This is a genomic window from Arthrobacter sp. P2b, from assembly GCF_900168295.1.
Taxonomy (GTDB): Bacteria; Actinomycetota; Actinomycetes; order Actinomycetales; family Micrococcaceae; genus Arthrobacter.
In genome coordinates this window covers 26656-45258 of record NZ_FVZL01000001.1, presented here as the reverse complement: position 1 = coordinate 45258, position 18603 = coordinate 26656, and the positions used below count along the sequence as shown (strand labels likewise).

Genomic DNA, 18603 nt, shown 5'->3' with positions numbered 1-18603 from the left:
CGGTTCCTTGCCAACGAAGACGAAGGAAATCAGCGCATGAGCATAACGCCCACCGTGCATGCCCAACCCGGCCTCACAGCCGGTACCGGGGGCAGGGATCCGAAGAGGGCCGCAATGAGCGGCTGGATCGGCGGCGCCCTTGAGTACTACGACTTTGCGTTGTACGGCCTTGCCGCCACGCTCATCTTCCCCGCCATCTTCTTCCCGTCCGAAAACCCCACTGTCGCGATCATCGCCTCGCTGGCGACTTATGCGGTGGGTTACGTCTCCCGCCCCGTCGGCGCCATTGTCCTGGGGGCATACGGCGACAAGCACGGGCGCAAGAACGTGCTTGTCATGGCCATGCTGCTCATGGGCTTCGCGACGTTCGCCGTCGGGCTCCTGCCCACGTACGGACAGGTGGGCATCCTCGCCCCCGTCCTCCTCGTGATCCTCCGCCTGGTGCAGGGGTTTGCGGTGGCAGGCGAACTCGGCGGCGCCAGCGCCATGATCGTGGAGCATTCGCCTGACGCCCGGCGCGGCTTCTTCGCAAGCTTCAGCCTTCAGGGAACGCAGGTGGGCTCCATCCTGGCCACCGGCGTCCTGCTTCCGCTGGCTGCCCTTCTCCCTGCCGACCAGTTCCAGACCTGGGGCTGGCGCATTCCGTTCCTGCTCAGCGCCTTCGTGATCCTTGCCGGGTACATCATCCGCCGCCGGGTCCAGGAGCCCCCGGCCTACCTGGCGCAGTCTGACAGCGCTGCGGCGAAGCGCCGGTTCCCGCTCCTCGACCTCCTGCGCACCCACCCGAGGGTCATGATCCTGTGCGTCATTATGACGTTCACCAACGTGATCGGCATGGCCACCCTCATCTTCGGTGTCTCCTACGCCACCCAGGAGGGCTACGGCATCGGCTTCTCCAGCAGCGAGTTCCTGTGGGTGACCCTCGTGGCCAACATCGCCGCAGTAGTGACCATCCCGATGTTCGGCGCCCTGTCCGACAAGATTGGCCGGCGGGTGCTGATGGTGGCCGGCGGACTCGGCGGCGGCCTGGCCGCGGGCGGCTACCTGTGGGCGATCGACCAGAGGAGCCTGTTCCTGGTCTTCGTCAGCGTTGTGATCGTCCAGGGAATCTTCTTCCAGATGTGGAACTCGACGTTTGCCACGTTCTTCCAGGAGCAGTTCCCCATGCGGATCCGGGTGACCGGCTTCGCGGTGTCACAGAACGTCGGCCTCATGATCGCATCCTTCTTCCCGAGCATCTTCACCGCCGTGGCTCCTCCCGGCTCGGCCAACGTTCCCGTGGTCATCGGGCTCATCACCTTCGGCATTTGCCTCGTCGCCGCCGTGGCCACCTTCCTGTCCACAGACACCAAGGGCAAGTCCCTCGAGGACCTCGAAGTACACAAGGCCTGACAGCAATAGACAGCAGAAGGGGCGACGGCGGGAAGTTCCGCCGTCGCCCCTTCTTTGGCTCCTCCGGTACCCTGTTGAGATGGTGCGAGGAATGGCCGACTACGGCGGAGAAGGCATCCTGCTCGCCGGTGCGGGACGGGCCCTCCTTCTGCAGCTTGCCGACCCGGCCGTCGGCCGCGGCGTTGATGAGCACAGCACGTTCGTGGGGCGTCCGGTGAACCGGCTCAAGGGAACGCTGACATACGTCTATGCCATCGTGTACGGCACTGACGAGCAGGTGAACGAGGTCCGCCGCCGCGTGAACCGGGCGCATGTTCCGGTCCGCCGGGCCGATAACGAAGAATCCCCCGGGTACAGCGCCTACGACCCCCACCTCCAGCTCTGGGTGGTGGCCACGCTTTACGACACGGCGATCACCATCATCGAAAAGATCTACGGCCCGCTCGACGACGAGTCAGCCGATGCGATGTACCGCGACTATGCGAGGATCGGCACAGCCCTGCAGCTTCCCCCGGACATGTGGCCGGAGGACCGGGCGGCTTTCCGCCGCTACTGGGACCAGCGCATCTCCACCCTCCGAGCCGAGACCGGCGGGGTGCGCGTGGGCCGCGGCCTGCTGTTCCCGAAGCACACGGCGCTCTGGTACCGCGCCATCATTCCGCCCGCCAGGTTCCTCACCGCCGGGTTCCTGCCCCCGCACGTCCGGCAGGACTTCGGCCTGCCGTGGAGCGGCCGCCACCAGCGCCGCTTCGACCGCACCATGCGCGTCCTCGCCCTCACCTACCCCAAACTTCCGCGGCGGATCAGGCACTGGTTCAAGGACTACTGCCTGGGCGAGCTGGATAAAGACCTCCGCAAGAACCGACAGTCCGCCCAGCGTCAGGGAGTACGTGCGTAGTTCCACCCAGGTAGAGCAGCGGATCGACGAACGGGCCCGCCGCTTCCTGGCCAAGGCCCCGGCCGGCGGTCTTACAGCAAGGCTCACCGAGTTCATCGTCTTCGGCCTCAAACAGGGCTGGGCCTGCATCTTCGGCGCAGCCCTCCTCGCGGTCCTCACGGCGGCCCGCCTCTGGTACCCGGACACGGCGGCGCTGGCCCGCAACGACTTCCTGACGCTCGCCGCCGTCACCATCCAGGTCCTGATGGTCGCCTTTAAACTCGAGACCCTCCGTGAACTGCGGGTGATCATCCTGTTCCACCTGGTGGGCACGGTGATGGAGCTGTTCAAGACCGACGTCGGTTCCTGGTCCTACGAGGCCGAAGGCTTCCTGCGGCTCGGGGCGGTGCCGCTCTTCAGCGGCTTTATGTACGCCGCGGTGGGCTCCTACATGGTCCGCGTCTACCGGCTGTTCGACCTGCGGTTCGCCAGTTATCCGCGGCGCTGGATCACGGCAATAATGGGCGCGGCCATCTACGCCAACTTCTTCACCCACCACTACATCTGGGACCTGCGCTGGGTGCTGCTTGCCGCCGTCGTGGTCATTTACGGCCGGTGCGTGATGCACTTCCGCGTGTTCCGCAAGCAGTTCCGTATGCCGCTGGTCATCGCGTTCCTGCTGGTGGCGCTGTTCATCTGGATCGCCGAGAACATCGCCACCTGGTCCGGCGCCTGGCTGTACCCAAGCCAAATGGACGGCTGGCACCCCGTGGGCCTGGAAAAGCTGGTGGCCTGGTTCTTGCTGATGATCATCTCAGTGGTGCTGGTGGCGTGGGTCTACAAGCCCCAGCCGCCTGCAGCGGCGGAAGGAGACGACGGCGACGGCGGCACCCGCCGGGGCGCCGCCGTCGAACCTTCCGCCCGCTAGAACGCCGATCCGATGGATGCCAGTTCCCCGGCACCCGAGCCGGCGTAGCGGTTGGCCGGGCGCTCCAGCCCGTAGTGTTCCCGCAGCGTCCTGCCGGTGTATTCGGTGCGGAACAGGCCGCGTTCCTGGAGGATGGGCACCACCTGGTCCACGAACGTCTCCAGCCCCGAGGGCAGCACCGGCGGCATGATGTTGAAGCCGTCCGCCGCACCGCCGTCGAACCATTCCTGGATGGCGTGGGCAACCTGGACCGGGGTACCCGTAAAGGTGCGGTGTCCGCGGCCGCCGCCCAGGCGTCCGATCAGCTGGCGTACGGTGAGCTTCTCGCGGCGGGCCAGCTGGACGATCAGTGTGTAACGGCTCTTCGCGCCCTCGATCTCGTCCTCGCTGGGCAAATGGTCCGGAAGCTGGCGGTCCAGGGGCAGGTCCTCCGGGGAGACACGCAGGGTCTTGGCCAGCTGGATCCGGGCGTATTCCGGTTTGATCAGCCGGTCCAGTTCCCGCTCCAGCTCCAGGGCTTCCGCTTCCGTTGCACCAATGACCGGCACGATGCCCGGCAGGATCTTGATGCTTTCGGGATCGCGTCCCACGGCGGCGGTGCGCTTTTTGAGGTCCCGGTAGAACGCCTGTGCATCAGCGAGCGTCTGGTGGGCGGTGAAGACGGCGTCCGCGTAGCGTGCGGCGAGGTCCTTGCCGTCCTCCGACGAGCCGGCCTGGACGATCAGCGGGTGGCCCTGCGGCGAGCGGGGCACGTTGAGCGGGCCCCGGACCTTGAAGTGCTTGCCCTCGTGGTCGATCACGCGGATCTTGTCGGCATCGCCCCACACGCCCTCGGCCTTGTCCGCGAGCACTGCGTCATCCTGCCAGCTGTCCCACAGCTTCTGCGCCACCTCGATGAATTCGGCGGCACGTTCGTACCGGACGGCGTGGGCGGGCTGGTCGTCCACACCGAAGTTGCGTGCGGCGTCCGGGCCTGCTGTGGTGACCACGTTCCACCCCGCGCGCCCGCCGCTGGCCCAGTCCACGGATGCGAACCGGCGGGCCAGGTTGAAGGGTTCGTTGTAGGTGGTGGAGGCGGTGGCGATCAGGCCGATGTGTTCCGTGGCGCCGGCGATGGCGGTAAGGAGCACGGTGGGCTCAAGCTTGCCCGAGGGGCGCCGGCCCACCTCGCCGAAGAGCACGGGGGAATCGGCGAAGAAGATCGAGTCCAGCTTGCCGCGCTCGGCCGTCCGGGCGAGCTTTTTGTAGTGCTCGATGTCCGTGCTGGAGTGCGGGTCGCTCTCCGGCAGCCGCCAGGATGCCTCGTGATGCCCGGTGCTCATCAGGAAGGCGTTGAGGTGGAGCGGGCGGTTCCGGGAGGGGTTTTCGGAAGTCATGGGATGGTCCTTCAGGTCGGGAGGGTCAGTGGCTGGTGCCGACGACGCCAAGGTCGGCAAGGAGGTCGCGGCGCAGGGCTTCGTGGCCGGCGGCATCCACCGCGGTGCTGACGTCCGGCGTTACAGTGCGGACGGTGGCAACGCGGCCGTGGTCCAGCACCACGATCCGGTCCGCGAGGGCGATGGCTTCGTCAACGTCGTGGGTCACCAGCAGGACGGCCGGGCGGTGCAGGGCCACCAGGTCCTGGAGCAGCCCGTGCATCTTGATGCGGGTAAGGGCGTCGAGCGCGCCGAAGGGCTCGTCGGCCAGCAACAGCTGCGGCTCGCGGACCAGCGACCGGGCCAGCGCCACGCGCTGCTGCTCGCCGCCCGAAAGCTCGTGGGGCCAGGATTTTTCCCGGCCGGCGAGCCCCACTTCGGCGAGGGCGTTGCGTGCCCGGGACTCGGCGTCGTGCTCCCGAAGGCCCAGGGTGACGTTGCCCAGCACGCTGTCCCAAGGCAGCAGCCGCGAATCCTGGAAGACCACGGAGACGCGGTCCGGGACGGTAATGACGCCGCTGCCTTTCACGTCGTGGTCCAGCCCGGCGAGGGCCCGGAGCAGGGTGCTTTTGCCGCAGCCGCTGGGGCCGAGGAGGGCCACGAACTCACCGGGGGCGATGTCCAGGTCCACGCCGTTCAGGACGCCTTTCGGGCCAAAGCCGCGGATCAGGTTCCGGACCGAGACTGCGTTGGTTGCGACGGCGGTCAGCCCGCCAGGGTGCGCTGCCATGAGAGGGCCTTTCGTTCGAGGAAGCGGACGGCGCCGTCGGACAGTAGGCCGAGGATGCCATAGACGGCCAGTCCGAGGACGATGATGTTGGTTTGGCCATAGGTGCGGGCGAGCTCCATCATGTAGCCGATGCCGCTGGTGGCGTTGATCTGTTCAACCACCACCAGGGACACCCAGGCTCCGGTGACGGCGAAGCGCAGCCCCAGGAAGAACCCGGGCATGGCGCCGGGAAGAACCACCTTGCGGATGAAGGCGGTGCGGCTGAGCCCCACGGTCTGGGCCAGTTCGACGTAGCGCAGGTCGATGCCGCGCAGGCCGGCGTGGGTCTGCAGGTAGATGGGGACGAAGACGCCCAGGGTGATGGTGAGGACCTTCATGGTCTCGTCGATGCCGAACCACAGGATGAGGAGCGGAATCAGGGCGAGGCCGGGGATGGCGCGCTTGATCTGCACCGGCCCGTCGATCAGTGCCTCACCTACGCGGCTCAGCCCGGACACGAGGGCCAGCAGGGCGCCGACCACGATGCCGAAGAACAGCCCCAAACCGGCCCGCTGGGCGGAGATGGCGAGGTTTTCCTGCAGCCTGCCGTCGGCCAGGAGTTCCCCGGCGGTGGCCACCACGGTCCAGGGTTCCGAGAGGATGCGCGGGTCCAGCAGTCCTGTTGCCGAGGCTAGCGTCCACAGCGCCAGCAGGGCGGCGGGGCCCAGCAGCCAGGCCAGGCGCCGCCGCCGTCCGGGGCCCAGCCTCCTGCCGGTGGGCCGCACGTCCTCGCCTGCCGCGAGGGCCGGGTCCAGGTGGGGTTCGACGGCGGGACGTTCCAGGACCGGGGCCGCGCTCATGCTGCACCGCCCTTGCCGGCCGCGGCGAAGGCGGTGCCGGCGATGGCCTCGAAGCGGGTGTCGTAGAGGTCCGCCGCTTTCAGTTGCGGCTTCTTCTGCTCCCTGGCCAGCAGGTCGATGGTCTGCTGGTGCCGTTCGATCGCTTCCGTCCAGGTGGTGGGGACGTCCCGCTTGCCTGCGGCGTCGATCAGGTACTGGCCGTCCTCGGCGGAGAGTCCCTGGTCCTTGATGTAGTAGCCTTCGAGCCATTCCTTGGGGTGGTCCTCGATCCAGCGCTGGGCCTTGCCCCATGCCTCGGCGTACTTGGCCAGCGCGGCGGCCTTGGCGGGATCGGCGAGGACCTTGGCGGGGGAGTACAGGTGTCCCGGGTCGTCGCGGAGGCCGTGGCGGAGGGTGGTGGCGCCGTCGGCCTTGTACTTCGCGAGGTACCGCTTGATCTGGACGCCGCCCAGCGGCGCTGCGTCAACCTGCTTGCTGGACAGCGCGGAGGAGTAGGCGTCGCCCGTGCTGGGCAGTTCGATGAGCTTCACGTCGTCCTGGGCGAGCCCGGCCTTTTCAAGGATCCGCAGGACCAGGGCGCCCTGGGCCTGGCCCGGGCTGTACGCCAGCTTCTTGCCGCGCAGGTCCTCCAGTTTGGTGATCCCGGAGCCGGGGGCGACGCCGAGTTCGTACAGCGGGTGGTTCACGGCGTCCTGCCGGTAGGCGCTGGCGATGATCCGGACGTCCAGCCCGGTCCAGGTGGCGTGGATGGGCGGGATGTCCGCCACCGAGCCGACGTCCAGGGCGTTGGCCCGGAAGGCTTCGGTGGTCTGGGGGCCGCCGGAGATGTTGGCGAACTTCACGTTGGTGCCGTCCAGGTCCTTGATCAGGCCGGACAGTTCCAGGGCAACCCGGATGCTGGGATCACCCACGGTGATGGTGGTGCCCGCGGGAACGGACGTGGCGAGCGGGGCGAAGGACGCCTGGCTGGTGGGGTTGCCGGCGGTGGCGGTTCCGCCGCAGGCTGTCAGGAGCCCGACGGCGGGAATCGCCAGGAGTGCGCCCAGGGCGCGCCGCCGGCTGAAAGCACGGTTGGAGGACTGTTGGGGCGGGGAGGATGCAGCGGGGGACATGCTGTGCCTTTCGAAAGGACGGTATGTGGGCATCAGGGCGCGACGAAGCACCGGGGGACCCGGATAACCGGGGAAAAGGGAAGGAGGTGCGTGCCGCCGTCGGACGCTGTGGCGGTGGTGCTGCTACGTCAGCGGCTGGTGGTTGAGCTTGTCGAAACCAGGGACTAGGTGCACATTCGGCGGAGGCAACACGAACCGAAAGTGCGGGTGCCTTGCGGGCGGTTGGATGGATGCGGCATCGGTCCTCCTGTTCACTGTCAGTTGGTGTTGCGCTTGGCCTGGCGTGTGCCGTGGAAACACCTAAGCACGGGCTGCAGGGCGATGGCCAGCACCCCGCAACGGAAGCGAAACGGAAGGAAACGGCGCTACTTATGGCGCCATCCGGGGGACAAACCGGGCAACCTGGCGCCACGACGCGCAACGGGGGTTAATGTGACTGGAACGAGTCGTTAGGAGAAGTACATGCGCCATTGGGCCCTTACGGCAGCTGCCCTCGGGACAGGCATCCTGCTGGCAGGCTGCACGGCACCGCCGCCCGCGCCGCCGTCCAGCACGTCCCCTGCCCCGGCGTCATCCGCCCCGGTTCCGTCCGGGCCACCTGCATCTCCACCACCCACATCCGAACAGTCCAGCGAACCCACCAGGACGGCGGCCGGCACCATCGGCGGCGAACCCCGGCCGGTGGCAACGGACCTCCAGGCCCCGTGGTCCGTGGTGTTCCGCGACGGCACGCCGCTGGTCAGCGAGCGGAACAGCGGACGCATCCTCGAACTCGCCGCGGATGGTTCCTCGCGGTCTATCGGGACGGTCGACGGCGTGGCGGACCGGGGCGAGGCCGGGCTGCTCGGTCTTGCCGTGGGCAGCGGGGGAGACCTGTACGTCTATTCGACGGCGGAGGACGGCAACCGGGTCCAGCGCTTCCCCGTCAGCGGTGAGGCGGGATCGCTGGCCCTGGGACAGCCGCAGACACTCCTTGACAGGATTCCCGCCGCGAGTACCCACGACGGCGGCCGCATCGCCTTTGGTCCCGACGGCATGCTGTACGTGACGGCAGGGGACGCGCAACAGCGCGACAGCGCCCAGGACCGCGACTCACTGGCCGGCAAGATCCTGCGGATGACCCCCGAGGGCGATGTTCCGGCCGACAACCCGTTCCCGGGCTCCCTGACCTACAGCTACGGGCACCGGAACCCGCAGGGCCTGGCGTGGGCGGACGACGGAACCATGTTCGCCACCGAATTCGGGCAGAACACCTGGGACGAGCTGAACATCATCACCGCCGGCGCCAACTATGGCTGGCCCACCGTCGAGGGGATCGCCGGCAGGGAGGGCTTTGTGGATCCCGTGCAGCAATGGCAAACCGGGGCCGCCAGCCCCAGCGGCATGGCCCATGCCGGCGGAACCCTGTTTATCGCCAACCTTCGGGGACAGGTCCTGCGGTCGGTCCCCGTCTCCGACCCCACCACATCCACCGAGCACTACAGCCGCGAGTACGGCCGGATCCGTGACGTCGCACTGGCTCCGGACGGCAACCTGTGGTTCCTGACCAACAACACCGACGGCCGGGGTGACCCGGAGCCCGGGGATGACCGGATCCTCGCAGTCCCACTGGTTGAGTAGTGGCATGGCCAGGGTACTGATTACCGGTTCCGCCGGCGGGCTTGGGTTGAATGCCGCGAAGGAACTGATCCGGCTGGGCCACGAGGTGGTGCTGCACGCCAGGAACGAATCACGGCTGGACGCCGTGTCCGGGCTGCGGGACCAGGCCCGCGGCGCGGTGTCCGGCAACCTCGCCGACCCCGCAGAGGCCATAAGGGTTGCGGAGGAGGCCGAGTCCTTCGGCCCCTTCGACGCGGTCATCCACAACGCCGGCGTCTACCGTGGCCCGGACATCTTCAGCGTGAACACGGTTGCGCCGTATGTCATGACCGCCGTCATGGGCAGGCCGCGCCGGATCGTTTATCTCAGCAGCGGCATGCACCACTCCGGCTCCACGGACCTCGCCACGGTGGACTGGGCGGATGCAACGGGCCGGCCGGGCGCCTACTCGGACAGCAAGCTGTACGTCACCGCGCTCGCGGCGGCGGTGGCGGTGCGCTGGCCGGAGGTCGCCAGCAACGCGGTGGATCCCGGCTGGGTCCCGACGCGGATGGGCGGCCCAGGCGCGCCGGATGACCTGGAACTGGGACATGCCACCCAGGTCTGGCTCGCGCTGGACACCGGCAACACTGCCGGGTCAGGCGGGTACTGGTTCCACCAGCAGCGGCGGAAACCGCACCCGGCGGTGGACAGCGAAGCGTTCAGGGCCGAACTGCTGGACCGGCTGGAACAGTACACCGGTATCGGACTGCCCGAGTAATCTTCCGGCTAGCTCCGGGCGTGGGCCAGGGCTGCCTCGACAATGTTCTCCGTGGCAGCCCAAGACGCCAGGAGCTTCAGGGCCTCGTCTGAGGGGCTGCCCGGCGTGGCGGGGTAGACCGTGAGGGTATGGCCCGGGTCCTCCTCCAGGCCCAGGACCTGGTAGTTCAGTTCGAGCAGGCCCACCACCGGGTGCTTGAAGATCTTCGTTCCGGCGTAGTGCCGCCGGACATTGTGGGCTGCCCAGCGGGTCCGGAATTCGTCACTGCGCATCGAAAGCTCGCCCACCAGTTCGGCGATGCCCTTGTCGTGCGGGCTGCGGCCCGCTTCCCGGCGCAGGATGGCCACGTTCACGTTGGCCGCCCGGTCCCAGTCGGTGTAGAAATCGTGTGCCCGGGGGTCCAGGAAGATGAACCGGGAATGGTTCGCCGGCCGGGCCGTGCCGCGGTACATGTCTGAGTACAACGCATAGCCCAGGGTGTTGGCCGCCACGATGTCCAACCGGTTGTTCCCGATAAAGGCCGGCGCCCCCGTAATGGTGTCCAGAAGGTACTGCAGCTCCGGCCGCACCCCTGACGGGGCAGAGCCGCCGGCGCTCGCAGCCCGTTTGCGTCCCGATGTGTTCGCCGCCCGGGCGAGGTCGTAGAGGTGGTCATGTTCCGCGCGGTCCAGCTCGAGTGCCCCCGCAATGGCGTCCAGCACACTGTCGGAAACCCCCGTAAGGTTTCCGCGTTCCAGCCTCGTGTAGTAGTCCACGCTGACCCCGGCCAGCCGCGCCACTTCCTCACGCCGCAGTCCCGGCACCCGCCGCCGCCCGCCGTACGGTTCCAGCCCCGCCTGCTCGGGTGTGATGCGTCCACGGCGGGTCGAAAGGAACTGTCGTACCTCGGCTCGGTTATCCATAGGGACACGTTACGACGAAACCGAAAGCCGTAAGGAGGGTCTGCCAGAACCAGTTACGGCAGGACCCTCGCTACGTTTCCCGGCAGCCCCTTGGATGGAACAGTCCCCTTTGCCACTACCGGATGGAGCACCACCGCATGCGCGCAAGCGTCACGCACTCCCGGGACGGCCTCCGGCCGGCGCCCGGTGCCGTGCCTGCCACCCTGGTTGCCACGGTCATCTTCCTGACAGCCGTGGCACCGCTGGCCACCGACATGTACGTCCCGGCCTTCCCCCGGGTGTCCGAGGAGTTCGGCACCACCGCATCCGCTGTGCAGTTGACGCTGACCACGTTCTTCGCCGGCATGGGACTTGGACAGCTGGTGGGCGGCCCCTTCAGCGACCAGCGCGGCCGGCGGCTGCCGCTGGTGGCGGGCACCATCCTGATGACAGCGGCGTCCATTGCCTGCGCCACCGCACCGGACGTCGGGATCCTGATGCTGGCCCGGTTCCTGCAGGGCTTCGGCGGCGGCTGGGCCATGGTCATCGGCCGGGCCGTCATCGTGGACCTGGCCCATGGACCGCAGCTGGTCCGCGTCCTCAACCTGGTGATGGGAATAGGCGGCGTAGCACCCATCATCAGCCCCCTCCTCGGCGCGGTCATCCTCCAGCTGACCGGGTGGCGGATGACGTTCTGGTCGCTGGCCGCCCTCGGCATCCTGATGACCCTCTGCGCGCTGTTCATCGTTTCGGAGACGCTGCCGCCGAAAAAGCGGCACGCAGGCGGGCTGCGGGAATTCGGCCGCGCGGCGAAGGCCGTCCTCTCAAACCGCCGCTTTGTCGGCTACGTCGTGGTGGCGTCGTCGGCCTTTATTGCCCTGTTCGCCTACGTGGCAACGTCAGCGTTCATCCTGCAGAACATGAACGGGCTCTCGCCCGTGGCGTACTCGATCGTCTTCGCGGCGAATGCGGGCGGCATGACCATCGCCGCGCTGGTCTCGGCGCGCCTGGCGGGGCGCGTGCCGACCCGCCGCGTCATCCTCACAGGCCAGGTCATCGCCCTCGCCGCCGGGGTGGCCATGCTGGCCGGAGCCCTGTGGTGGGCCACACCGCTGCTGGTGGCGATGGGCAGCTTCTTCGCCCTCATGGTGGCGCAGGGCCTGATCAACACCAACGGCGGCGCCCTCGCCTCGGCGGAGGTGCCCGAACACCCCGGCACCAGCTCGGCGGTACTCGGACTTGTCCAGTGGACCACCGCAGGCGTCGTCGCGCCGATTGCCGGGCTGGGCGGCTCCGGGACGGCCGTCCCCATGGCGCTGCTCATGATCGGCGGGGCACTGCTGTCCCTGTTCGGCCTCCTCGTCCTGGCCCGACCCGCTAAAGGGGTTCTGCCGTAACCCGTTACAGCAGGGCCCTCGCCGGGCACCCTAACTGAGGGTTTGATGTTAATGAACCCCTGTAGCATTTCGTTATCCCCCAAAGAACCACAGGAGAACCATGACCACCGTCAAGGCCTATGCATCCCCGTCCGCCACAGAGGACCTCGTTTCAACCACCATCGAGCGCCGCGCCGCCGGCCCTCACGACGTCCTGATCGAGATCAAGTTCGCCGGCATCTGCCACTCGGACATCCACACCGTCCGCGGCGACTGGGGCCCGCAACAGTACCCGCTGGTTCCCGGGCACGAAATCGCCGGAGTCGTCACCGAGGTGGGTTCCGCCGTCACCAAGCACGCCGTGGGCGACCGCGTGGGCGTTGGCTGCATGGTCAACTCCTGCCGCGAGTGCGCCAACTGCGTCAAGGGCGAGGAGCAGTACTGCCTCAACGGCATGGTGGGCACCTACGGCGCCGTTGACCGCGACGGGACCATCACCCAGGGCGGCTACTCCACCCACGTGGTGGTCACCGAAGACTTCGTGGTGCGCATCCCCGAAGGCATCGAGCTCGACGTCGCCGCGCCGCTGCTCTGCGCCGGCATCACCACGTTCTCTCCGCTGCACCGCTGGGGCGCCGGCCCGGGCAAGAAGGTTGCGGTCGTGGGCCTCGGCGGACTTGGGCACATGGCCGTCAAGCTCGCGTCCGCGATGGGCGCCGACGTCACCGTCCTGTCCCAGTCGCTGAAGAAGCAGGAGGACGGGCTGCGCCTGGGCGCCACCAGCTACTACGCCACCAGCGACCCCTCCACCTTCGAACAGCTCGCCGGCTCGTTCGACCTGATCATCAACACGGTCAGCGCCTCGATCGACATCAGCTCCTACCTCCAGCTGCTGACCCTCGACGGCGCCCTGGTGAACGTCGGCGCCCCCGCCGAGCCGCTGCCGGTCAACGCCTTCGCCCTGATCACGGGTCGCCGCTCCTTCGCCGGTTCCATGATCGGCGGCATCCGCGAAACCCAGGAGATGCTGGACTTCTGCGCCGCCCACGGCATCGGGGCCGAGGTCGAGGTGATCCCGGCCGACAAGATCAACGACGCCTACGAGCGCGTCCTGGCCTCGGACGTCCGGTACCGCTTCGTGATCGACACCGCCACCCTGTAACACGGACATCGCGACGGCGGGCCGGTTCCTTGCGGGACCGGCCCGCCGTATGCACGGGGCCGGGAGCAGTTTTGTTATTCGCCGCAACGGTTGGGCGGCAATCCAGCAGTTTCCGGTCCTTCCTGCGCCCGCGGTTCCACAATGAAGGGACAGGTTTTTCGTACCCTGGGAGGGTGTGATGAGAAGGTCCCGCGGTCTGTTTCCCGCATTGATTCTGGTTGGTGTTGCGGTTGCCGGATGCGGCCCGCAGGCAGGGCAGCCCACGGCCACCACGCCGGCTGCGACGACCACTGCCCCCACCCCGTCCGCCACTGCCGCGCCGCCGTCTGCCTCGCCGTCGGCCTTGCAGACGGCCACCGCAACGGCCACCGTGGAACCTACAGCCACCGCCACAGCCACCAAGGCGGCCTGGAAGACATTCACGACGGCGGACGGGCAGCTGGCCTTCGACCTTCCGCCCGCGTGGAGCGTGCGGGACCCGGCCGGGGAGCTGCCCGAAGGGGGCGGGGCTTTCGCCGAGGTGACCAACGAAGCGGGCCGGCCACTGGCCACGCTGCGGACCAACATGGCCACGGGATCCACCTGCATGGAGAAGTACCCCTTCTCCGAGTTTGAGTCCCAGCAGATGCCGGCCCTGGCCCAGAACGGGGATGTGCCCCGGTACGTCTTTGAAACCCGCGGCGACGCCACCGCTCCCGGCCCCGCCGATACCCCGGCTGCCGCTTACGGCATCACCACAGTTGAGGCTCCCACCGGCGACACTGCCTGCCCCATCTTCCATTTCTTCACATGGCCGCCCACCGCCGCCATGTTCGGTGCCTTCTACAACCCGGACAACAACAGGACCCCCGGCAGCGAGTCCTTGCCGTACCTTGAACAGGCCCGGAAGTACATGGACACCACCGAATACCAGAACATCCGGCGGATGATCACCTCGCTCCGGCCGGCCGGCTAAACGGCCCGGTATTCCGCCATCCGGGCCGCCAGCCACAACGAATCACTGTCATGAACTATTACAGCCCGGCGGCGCAGGAAAGAGCCCTGGATGCCGCATACGACGCAGTGGAGAAAGTCCTCGACGGAATGTTCGCCCCGTTGAGCCGGCACGCGATGAACGCACGCTGGAACCAGGCCTGCGAGGCCATGGCCAAGTACCTGGAAGCAAAGGACAGCGGCGAAGAGTAGGGCCCGGGCCGGGCCCTACCCGGCCGGACGTGCTTCGAACTTTTCCCGGGTCAGGAACACCAGCCGCGCTTCCTTTTCGGCCAGCTGGACCGTGGGACCGGCCTCGAACCCGAACCCCACGAAGCGCCCGATCGCCTTGCTGTTCCTAGCGTCCGGCTCCGCCACCACCCGGTCCTTGGCCGGATCCGAGAACAGGAACCGGACCAGGCCGGACAGCAGGGTGGGCGTGAAGTTGGGGACCGGGCGTGCGGCCGGGGCCAGCAGCAGGTGCAGGCCGGCGTCCTCAGCCCGTGCCGGGTAGGCCTCCGCCACCGGATCTTCCAGGGGCTCATAGGTCTGGAAGATGCCGGCCGGCTGGCCGTCCACCGTCATCAGGTATCCGTGGTGCGTGTCCAGGCTTTCCAGGAACAGGTAGATGTCCCGCACTTCGTCCCGGTCCAGTCCGTTCATGCCCCAGAACCGGGCCCGATCCTCGCGCACCCAGCCATGGATCAGGTCCGCGTCTTCCTCCGGCGCCAGGCGGAGCAGCCGCAGCCGGCCCAGCCCCGGAAGGTCCTCCTCGTAAACGGCCTCCCGGTCGGCGTACGGAAGGGCGGTGTCAGTGCTGGTCATGGTTCTCCTTCGTGAGCTGGTCCCAGTCGGTGATGACGGGGAGAAGTTCGCCGGCGGCCCACAGCTGCATCTGGCTGAGGAAGTTGTCATCGGCAGGGTTGCCGGACGCACCGAACGGCACGATCCACCGGCTTTTCGCCCGGTCCGAAAGGTCCCACACATAGCGGGCCACCGGTCCGCGGAACGAGGCGTCCGTGACCCCCGGCAGGCTTTCCGTGCACAGCACGCAGCCGGTGTCCCCGGACAGGGCGGTGGGCGGAACGGTGGGCGCAGCGGCACCCGTCGCCGGGTAGTCCGCCACCGCATGCAGCGGCAGCACGGTATGGGTTTCTCCCCAGGCAGCGGACGACGGCGCCGCTGCCGCCACCTCAAGCGCCTGGCTCACCGCGGCAGGGACGTCGATCCCGAAGGCGGCCCCTGTGGCGAGGATGGTTTCGAGCGCGAAGCCCACCCTTGCCACCGGGTTCAGCCACGGCGCGAACAGGGGAGAGTGCCCGGCCGGCGCGGCGAGCGGTGCCAGCAGGGGAGTCCCGGCCAAGGCCACCACCAGCGCTGACCGCCACGCCGCAAAGGAGGCTGCGTCCGTGCTGCCGGCATGCATCTGTCCGTCCCAGCCCAGCAGCCGCTCCCGCAGTTCCACCGCACCGGCGGACAAGGGCAACGCGGGGTCACTTCCGGCCCCATTTCGGCGTTGGATTGGGCGCGGAGTGACCCCGCGTTGCTTGGTGGTGCTGCGATCCAGATCCAGGTCCACCAGCACTTGGCGCAGCGCAGGCCAGGATCCGAGCCGGCAGTCCATATGGATGCGCTGCATGTCGTCAGCGGTGAGTCCAGGAGCAGTGCTGATCCCGGTGTCACTGCTGAGCCCGGTGGCGGCCTGTTCTTCCAGCAGCTGCCGGATGCGCCGTGCCCGGTGGGCAGGGGCGAATTCCAGGCCGGTCAGGTCCCCGCCGCCTGAAGCACGGTCGTTGGCGTTGACGGCCAGCCTGTCCACGCGGGACGCCGGCAGGTCCACCCAGTCCCCGTGCCACTGGTGGTCCGGGGATTCCGCCGGAACAGGCCGGACCCGGTTCTCCGGGTTGCGCACCGGAACCTTGCCGGCCACCAGCTGCCGGACATCCCTGCCGGAATCTGCGGCCAGGACGCAGTTGACCGGCTCCACCCATGCTTCCAGGGCAGCCTCAATGTCACCGGCGGAACGGCTCCGCAACAGCGGCAGGAGGGCCTCGAAACCCAGCCGGCCCGCAGCCCTGGACGGTGTCCGCAGGCTCAGCGCGTCGCCGTCGGGCCCGCCGGAAATGACCGGCCCGCGCTGTGTTTCGATGATGTCCACGGTCTCGGCGGATGCGCCGCGCACCAGGATCTTTTCCTGATGGTTCGCGGGCACCGGCTCCCAGCCGTCCGGCCCGAGGGCCAGCAGGGCCCCTCCGTCCCGGCGCAGCTGCTCGCTGTAGAGGTCCTGGTAGTCGGCCATCGCATTGGTGACGGCCCACGCCGCGGACCCCGTGTGGCCGAAGTGCGGCAGCCCGGGTACGCCGGGAAAAGCCAGCCCGACGACGTCGAACTCCGGGCAGGCGAGCCGCACCTGCTGGTAGACGCCCGGCAGCTCCATAAGCCGGTGCGGGTCCTCGGCGACCAGGGGCGAACCCGTGGCGGTCAGGCCACCGGCAACAGCCCACGCGTTGCTGCCGGCCCACACGGGCGCCTCAATGCTGAACAGCCCCACCGCATCCGGGCCGAGGGCCTTGGCCACCTGGTCCCGCCAGAGCTTGTTGGGAAAGGTGCTGAACAGGATGTGGTGGACCAGGAAAACACCCAGCGGAGTCCACGGCTCCCAGGTGGCGGGCGCGGTGCCGGTGTCCCCGAACTCGCGGGCGTCCCGGCGGCCGGAGCGAAGGGCATCGTTGACGCCGTCCACGTAGGCCAGGCACCACTGCTGCGTGGCGGGGCCCAGGTTCTCGAAGCAGCGGCGTGCCGTGTCATCGATGCGGGCCTGGCGCGCAAACCGGTCCCACGGCAGCCCTTCAGGGCCCAGCTGTTCGGCGGTCCGGCCCTCCGACCGCCAGCGCTCCATTTCGATCTGCCAGGACCGGTCCGTGGCGGCGTTCTGCCCCTGCAAAAACGCCAGCTCATGAGCCGAGCCGGCGCGCAGGTGGGGAATGCCCCAGGGGTCGCGGAAGGTCTCAGCGGGCATGGGATCGCGGAGCTGGTGAGGTGGTGGGCACGTGAAATCCTTCTTCTTAGGTAAGCCTAAGTAAGGGTACGTGGCCGGTTCCAGCTTGCCCAAAACGCGGGGCGCAACAAAGCGGCGGGCGGACTCCGCGGTCAGGAGCCGGAAGGGTCCGCTTCGCTGTCGATCTCCGCCAGCACGTCTGCCGCGTTTCGGTTGCCGCCGGCCGCAAGACGCCGCAGTTCGTCCAGGTCGTTCCTTTCAGCGGCCAGCTCCACCAGCTGGTCGGCCGCATCCCGGCTTCCGGAGGCTGCCAGGCTGCGGAGCTCTGCCATGTCCCCGCGTTCGGAGGCCTGCTCGATCAGCTCATCGACGGCATCGGAATCACCGCGGGCGGCGCGCTGCCTCAGCAGCTCAAGCTCCGGATCGGACATGATGCGCCTTTCATGAGGAGTGTCAGTTCCCAGTATGGCCCTGGATTCCCGGGTTACGGTTCCCCGGCACTGGTTCCCGGGGTCAGCTGCGGACCGGCCCTGTTGATTCCCGGTAGATCAGTTCCATGGGCGGAAGCACCAGGGGGTTGGCGGGTGGCTGTTCGCCGCGGATCCGTGCCGTCAGCTCGGCCATGCTGCGGGCACCGAGTGCCTCAAGGTCCATGTGCACCGTGGACAGGGAGGGTATGTGGAATTTCGATTCCGGAGTGTCGTCCCAGCCAAACACGCTGACATGGTCCGGGACGGAAATGCCCCGATCGTGCAATGCACGGATGACACCGATGGCCATCTGGTCGTTCGCCGTCACCACCGCGGTGACGTCCGTTGCGGCAGCCACCTCGAGTCCAGCCTCGTAACCGGACGAGGCCGACCAGTCACCTGCGGTGATGCCCAGGGAGTTGAGTCCCAGTGCCCTGACGGTGTCCTCGTACACCGCCCGGCGGTTGTGCGCCGAAGGCCAGCCGGCAGGACCTGCCACGTGGAAAAAGTTGCGGTGCCCCAGCGACGCCAGGTGTTCCACGATGCCGGCCGCGGCTGTGCCGTCGGCGATGCTGCCGAGCGCGCGCATCTGGTTGTCGTATTCGCCGGCAACCACCAGTGGAACACGGGAGGCGTGGCCGGCAGCGGTGGGCGGCGGCTGGGGAACGAAGGAAAGGATGCCGGCAATGTCGTCGCCCGCCAGGAGGGTGTGAAGCTGACGGCTGCGTGCTTCTTCTGTTCCCTCCATGGCCACCACGTCCACCCGGTAGCCGGCGGCATGGGCCGCCGCAGCCGCGCCATTGAGCATCCTTGCGGGGAAGTACAGGGACGCCTCGGGGACCACGACCACCACCCGGTACAGCTCCCGCGACCGCAGCGACCGGGCAGCCAGGTTGGGGGTGTAGCTCAGCTCGGCGAGGGCCTTTTCCACCCGTTCCAGGGTGCTCGGCTTGAGCGCGTTTTTGTCCTTCAGGTAGCGGGAGACAGTCTGGTGGGAAACACCGGCCAGCGCCGCGACGTCGTAAATCGTCGCCGCCTTGGGCCTGTCCCGGCCAACTGCTTCCTGCACCATTTGCTTCCTGCGTCATCTAT

Annotated in this window: 18 protein-coding genes; 9 read left to right on the top strand and 9 right to left on the bottom strand. The window is 68.1% G+C overall.

Going from position 1 to position 18603, the window contains the following annotated elements:
- The first annotated feature begins 36 nt into the window (after positions 1-36).
- The 3 genes from B5520_RS00245 to B5520_RS00235 all read left to right on the top strand — a co-directional run bounded on the left by B5520_RS00245 (position 37) and on the right by B5520_RS00235 (position 3197).
- The gene (locus B5520_RS00245) at positions 37-1392 is read left to right on the top strand and encodes an MFS transporter (protein ID WP_079595835.1); all 1356 of its coding nucleotides are present in this window, start codon (positions 37-39) and stop codon (positions 1390-1392) included.
- Positions 1393-1471: 79 nt separating this feature from the next.
- A complete protein-coding gene (locus tag B5520_RS00240) occupies positions 1472-2290 on the top strand; it encodes an oxygenase MpaB family protein (RefSeq protein ID WP_079595068.1) in 819 nt (272 codons plus the stop codon).
- Entirely contained in the window at positions 2283-3197 is a 915-nt protein-coding gene (locus B5520_RS00235; protein WP_079595067.1) for a DUF817 domain-containing protein, read from the top strand. Before B5520_RS00240 ends, B5520_RS00235 begins: the two co-directional genes overlap by 8 nt.
- Here the strand turns inward: B5520_RS00235 and B5520_RS00230 are convergent.
- The 4 genes from B5520_RS00230 to B5520_RS00215 are packed head-to-tail and all read right to left on the bottom strand — an operon-like array spanning position 3194 to position 7293.
- Positions 3194-4573: an LLM class flavin-dependent oxidoreductase gene (locus B5520_RS00230; protein WP_079595066.1), complete on the bottom strand. Its 1380-nt coding sequence runs from the start codon at positions 4571-4573 to the stop codon at positions 3194-3196. The two genes, B5520_RS00235 and B5520_RS00230, sit on opposite strands and share 4 nt — an antisense overlap.
- Before the next feature lie 25 nt (positions 4574-4598).
- Entirely contained in the window at positions 4599-5342 is a 744-nt protein-coding gene (locus B5520_RS00225) for an ABC transporter ATP-binding protein (protein WP_079595065.1), read from the bottom strand.
- Positions 5318-6181 (bottom strand): ABC transporter permease, encoded by an 864-nt coding sequence (locus tag B5520_RS00220; RefSeq protein WP_079595064.1) that lies wholly within the window; start codon positions 6179-6181, stop codon positions 5318-5320. The genes B5520_RS00225 and B5520_RS00220 overlap by 25 nt, the downstream gene beginning before the upstream one ends.
- Positions 6178-7293 carry an ABC transporter substrate-binding protein gene (locus B5520_RS00215; protein WP_079595063.1) on the bottom strand — a complete coding sequence of 372 codons (1116 nt, stop codon included), beginning with the start codon at positions 7291-7293 and terminating at the stop codon, positions 6178-6180. The genes B5520_RS00220 and B5520_RS00215 overlap by 4 nt, the downstream gene beginning before the upstream one ends.
- A 462-nt stretch (positions 7294-7755) precedes the next feature.
- On the opposite strand from B5520_RS00215, the gene B5520_RS00210 reads away from it, so the two are divergent.
- Positions 7756-8913: a PQQ-dependent sugar dehydrogenase gene (locus tag B5520_RS00210; RefSeq protein WP_079595062.1), complete on the top strand. Its 1158-nt coding sequence runs from the start codon at positions 7756-7758 to the stop codon at positions 8911-8913.
- A gap of 4 nt (positions 8914-8917) precedes the next feature.
- A complete protein-coding gene (locus B5520_RS00205; RefSeq protein ID WP_079595061.1) occupies positions 8918-9652 on the top strand; it encodes an SDR family NAD(P)-dependent oxidoreductase in 735 nt (244 codons plus the stop codon).
- Positions 9653-9660: 8 nt separating this feature from the next.
- Here B5520_RS00205 and B5520_RS00200 read toward each other — a convergent pair whose 3' ends face one another.
- Positions 9661-10554, bottom strand: coding sequence for a helix-turn-helix transcriptional regulator (locus B5520_RS00200; RefSeq protein WP_079595060.1), 894 nt, complete (start codon positions 10552-10554; stop codon positions 9661-9663).
- 137 nt (positions 10555-10691) lie between these two features.
- Here B5520_RS00200 and B5520_RS00195 point away from each other — a divergent pair, with 137 nt between their 5' ends.
- From B5520_RS00195 to B5520_RS00180, 4 genes are all read left to right on the top strand, one after another.
- A complete protein-coding gene (locus tag B5520_RS00195; protein WP_217700295.1) occupies positions 10692-11930 on the top strand; it encodes a multidrug effflux MFS transporter in 1239 nt (412 codons plus the stop codon).
- Positions 11931-12030: 100 nt separating this feature from the next.
- Positions 12031-13071, top strand: coding sequence for an NAD(P)-dependent alcohol dehydrogenase (locus B5520_RS00190; RefSeq protein ID WP_079595058.1), 1041 nt, complete (start codon positions 12031-12033; stop codon positions 13069-13071).
- A gap of 178 nt (positions 13072-13249) precedes the next feature.
- Complete coding sequence (locus tag B5520_RS00185) at positions 13250-14026, top strand: hypothetical protein (RefSeq protein WP_079595057.1); 777 nt, start codon at positions 13250-13252, stop codon at positions 14024-14026.
- 50 nt (positions 14027-14076) lie between these two features.
- Positions 14077-14256, top strand: a complete 180-nt coding sequence (locus B5520_RS00180; RefSeq protein WP_079595056.1) for a hypothetical protein — start codon at positions 14077-14079, stop codon at positions 14254-14256.
- A gap of 15 nt (positions 14257-14271) precedes the next feature.
- On the opposite strand, the gene B5520_RS00175 is transcribed toward B5520_RS00180, so the two are convergent.
- The 4 genes from B5520_RS00175 to B5520_RS00160 all read right to left on the bottom strand — a co-directional run bounded on the left by B5520_RS00175 (position 14272) and on the right by B5520_RS00160 (position 18583).
- Positions 14272-14868 carry a GNAT family N-acetyltransferase gene (locus B5520_RS00175; protein ID WP_079595055.1) on the bottom strand — a complete coding sequence of 199 codons (597 nt, stop codon included), beginning with the start codon at positions 14866-14868 and terminating at the stop codon, positions 14272-14274.
- Complete coding sequence (locus B5520_RS00170) at positions 14855-17062, bottom strand: penicillin acylase family protein (RefSeq protein WP_079595054.1); 2208 nt, start codon at positions 17060-17062, stop codon at positions 14855-14857. The genes B5520_RS00175 and B5520_RS00170 overlap by 14 nt, the downstream gene beginning before the upstream one ends.
- A 131-nt stretch (positions 17063-17193) precedes the next feature.
- Positions 17194-17472, bottom strand: a complete 279-nt coding sequence (locus B5520_RS00165) for a hypothetical protein (RefSeq protein WP_079595053.1) — start codon at positions 17470-17472, stop codon at positions 17194-17196.
- A gap of 82 nt (positions 17473-17554) precedes the next feature.
- A complete protein-coding gene (locus tag B5520_RS00160) occupies positions 17555-18583 on the bottom strand; it encodes a LacI family DNA-binding transcriptional regulator (protein WP_079595052.1) in 1029 nt (342 codons plus the stop codon).
- Positions 18584-18603 lie beyond the last annotated feature (20 nt).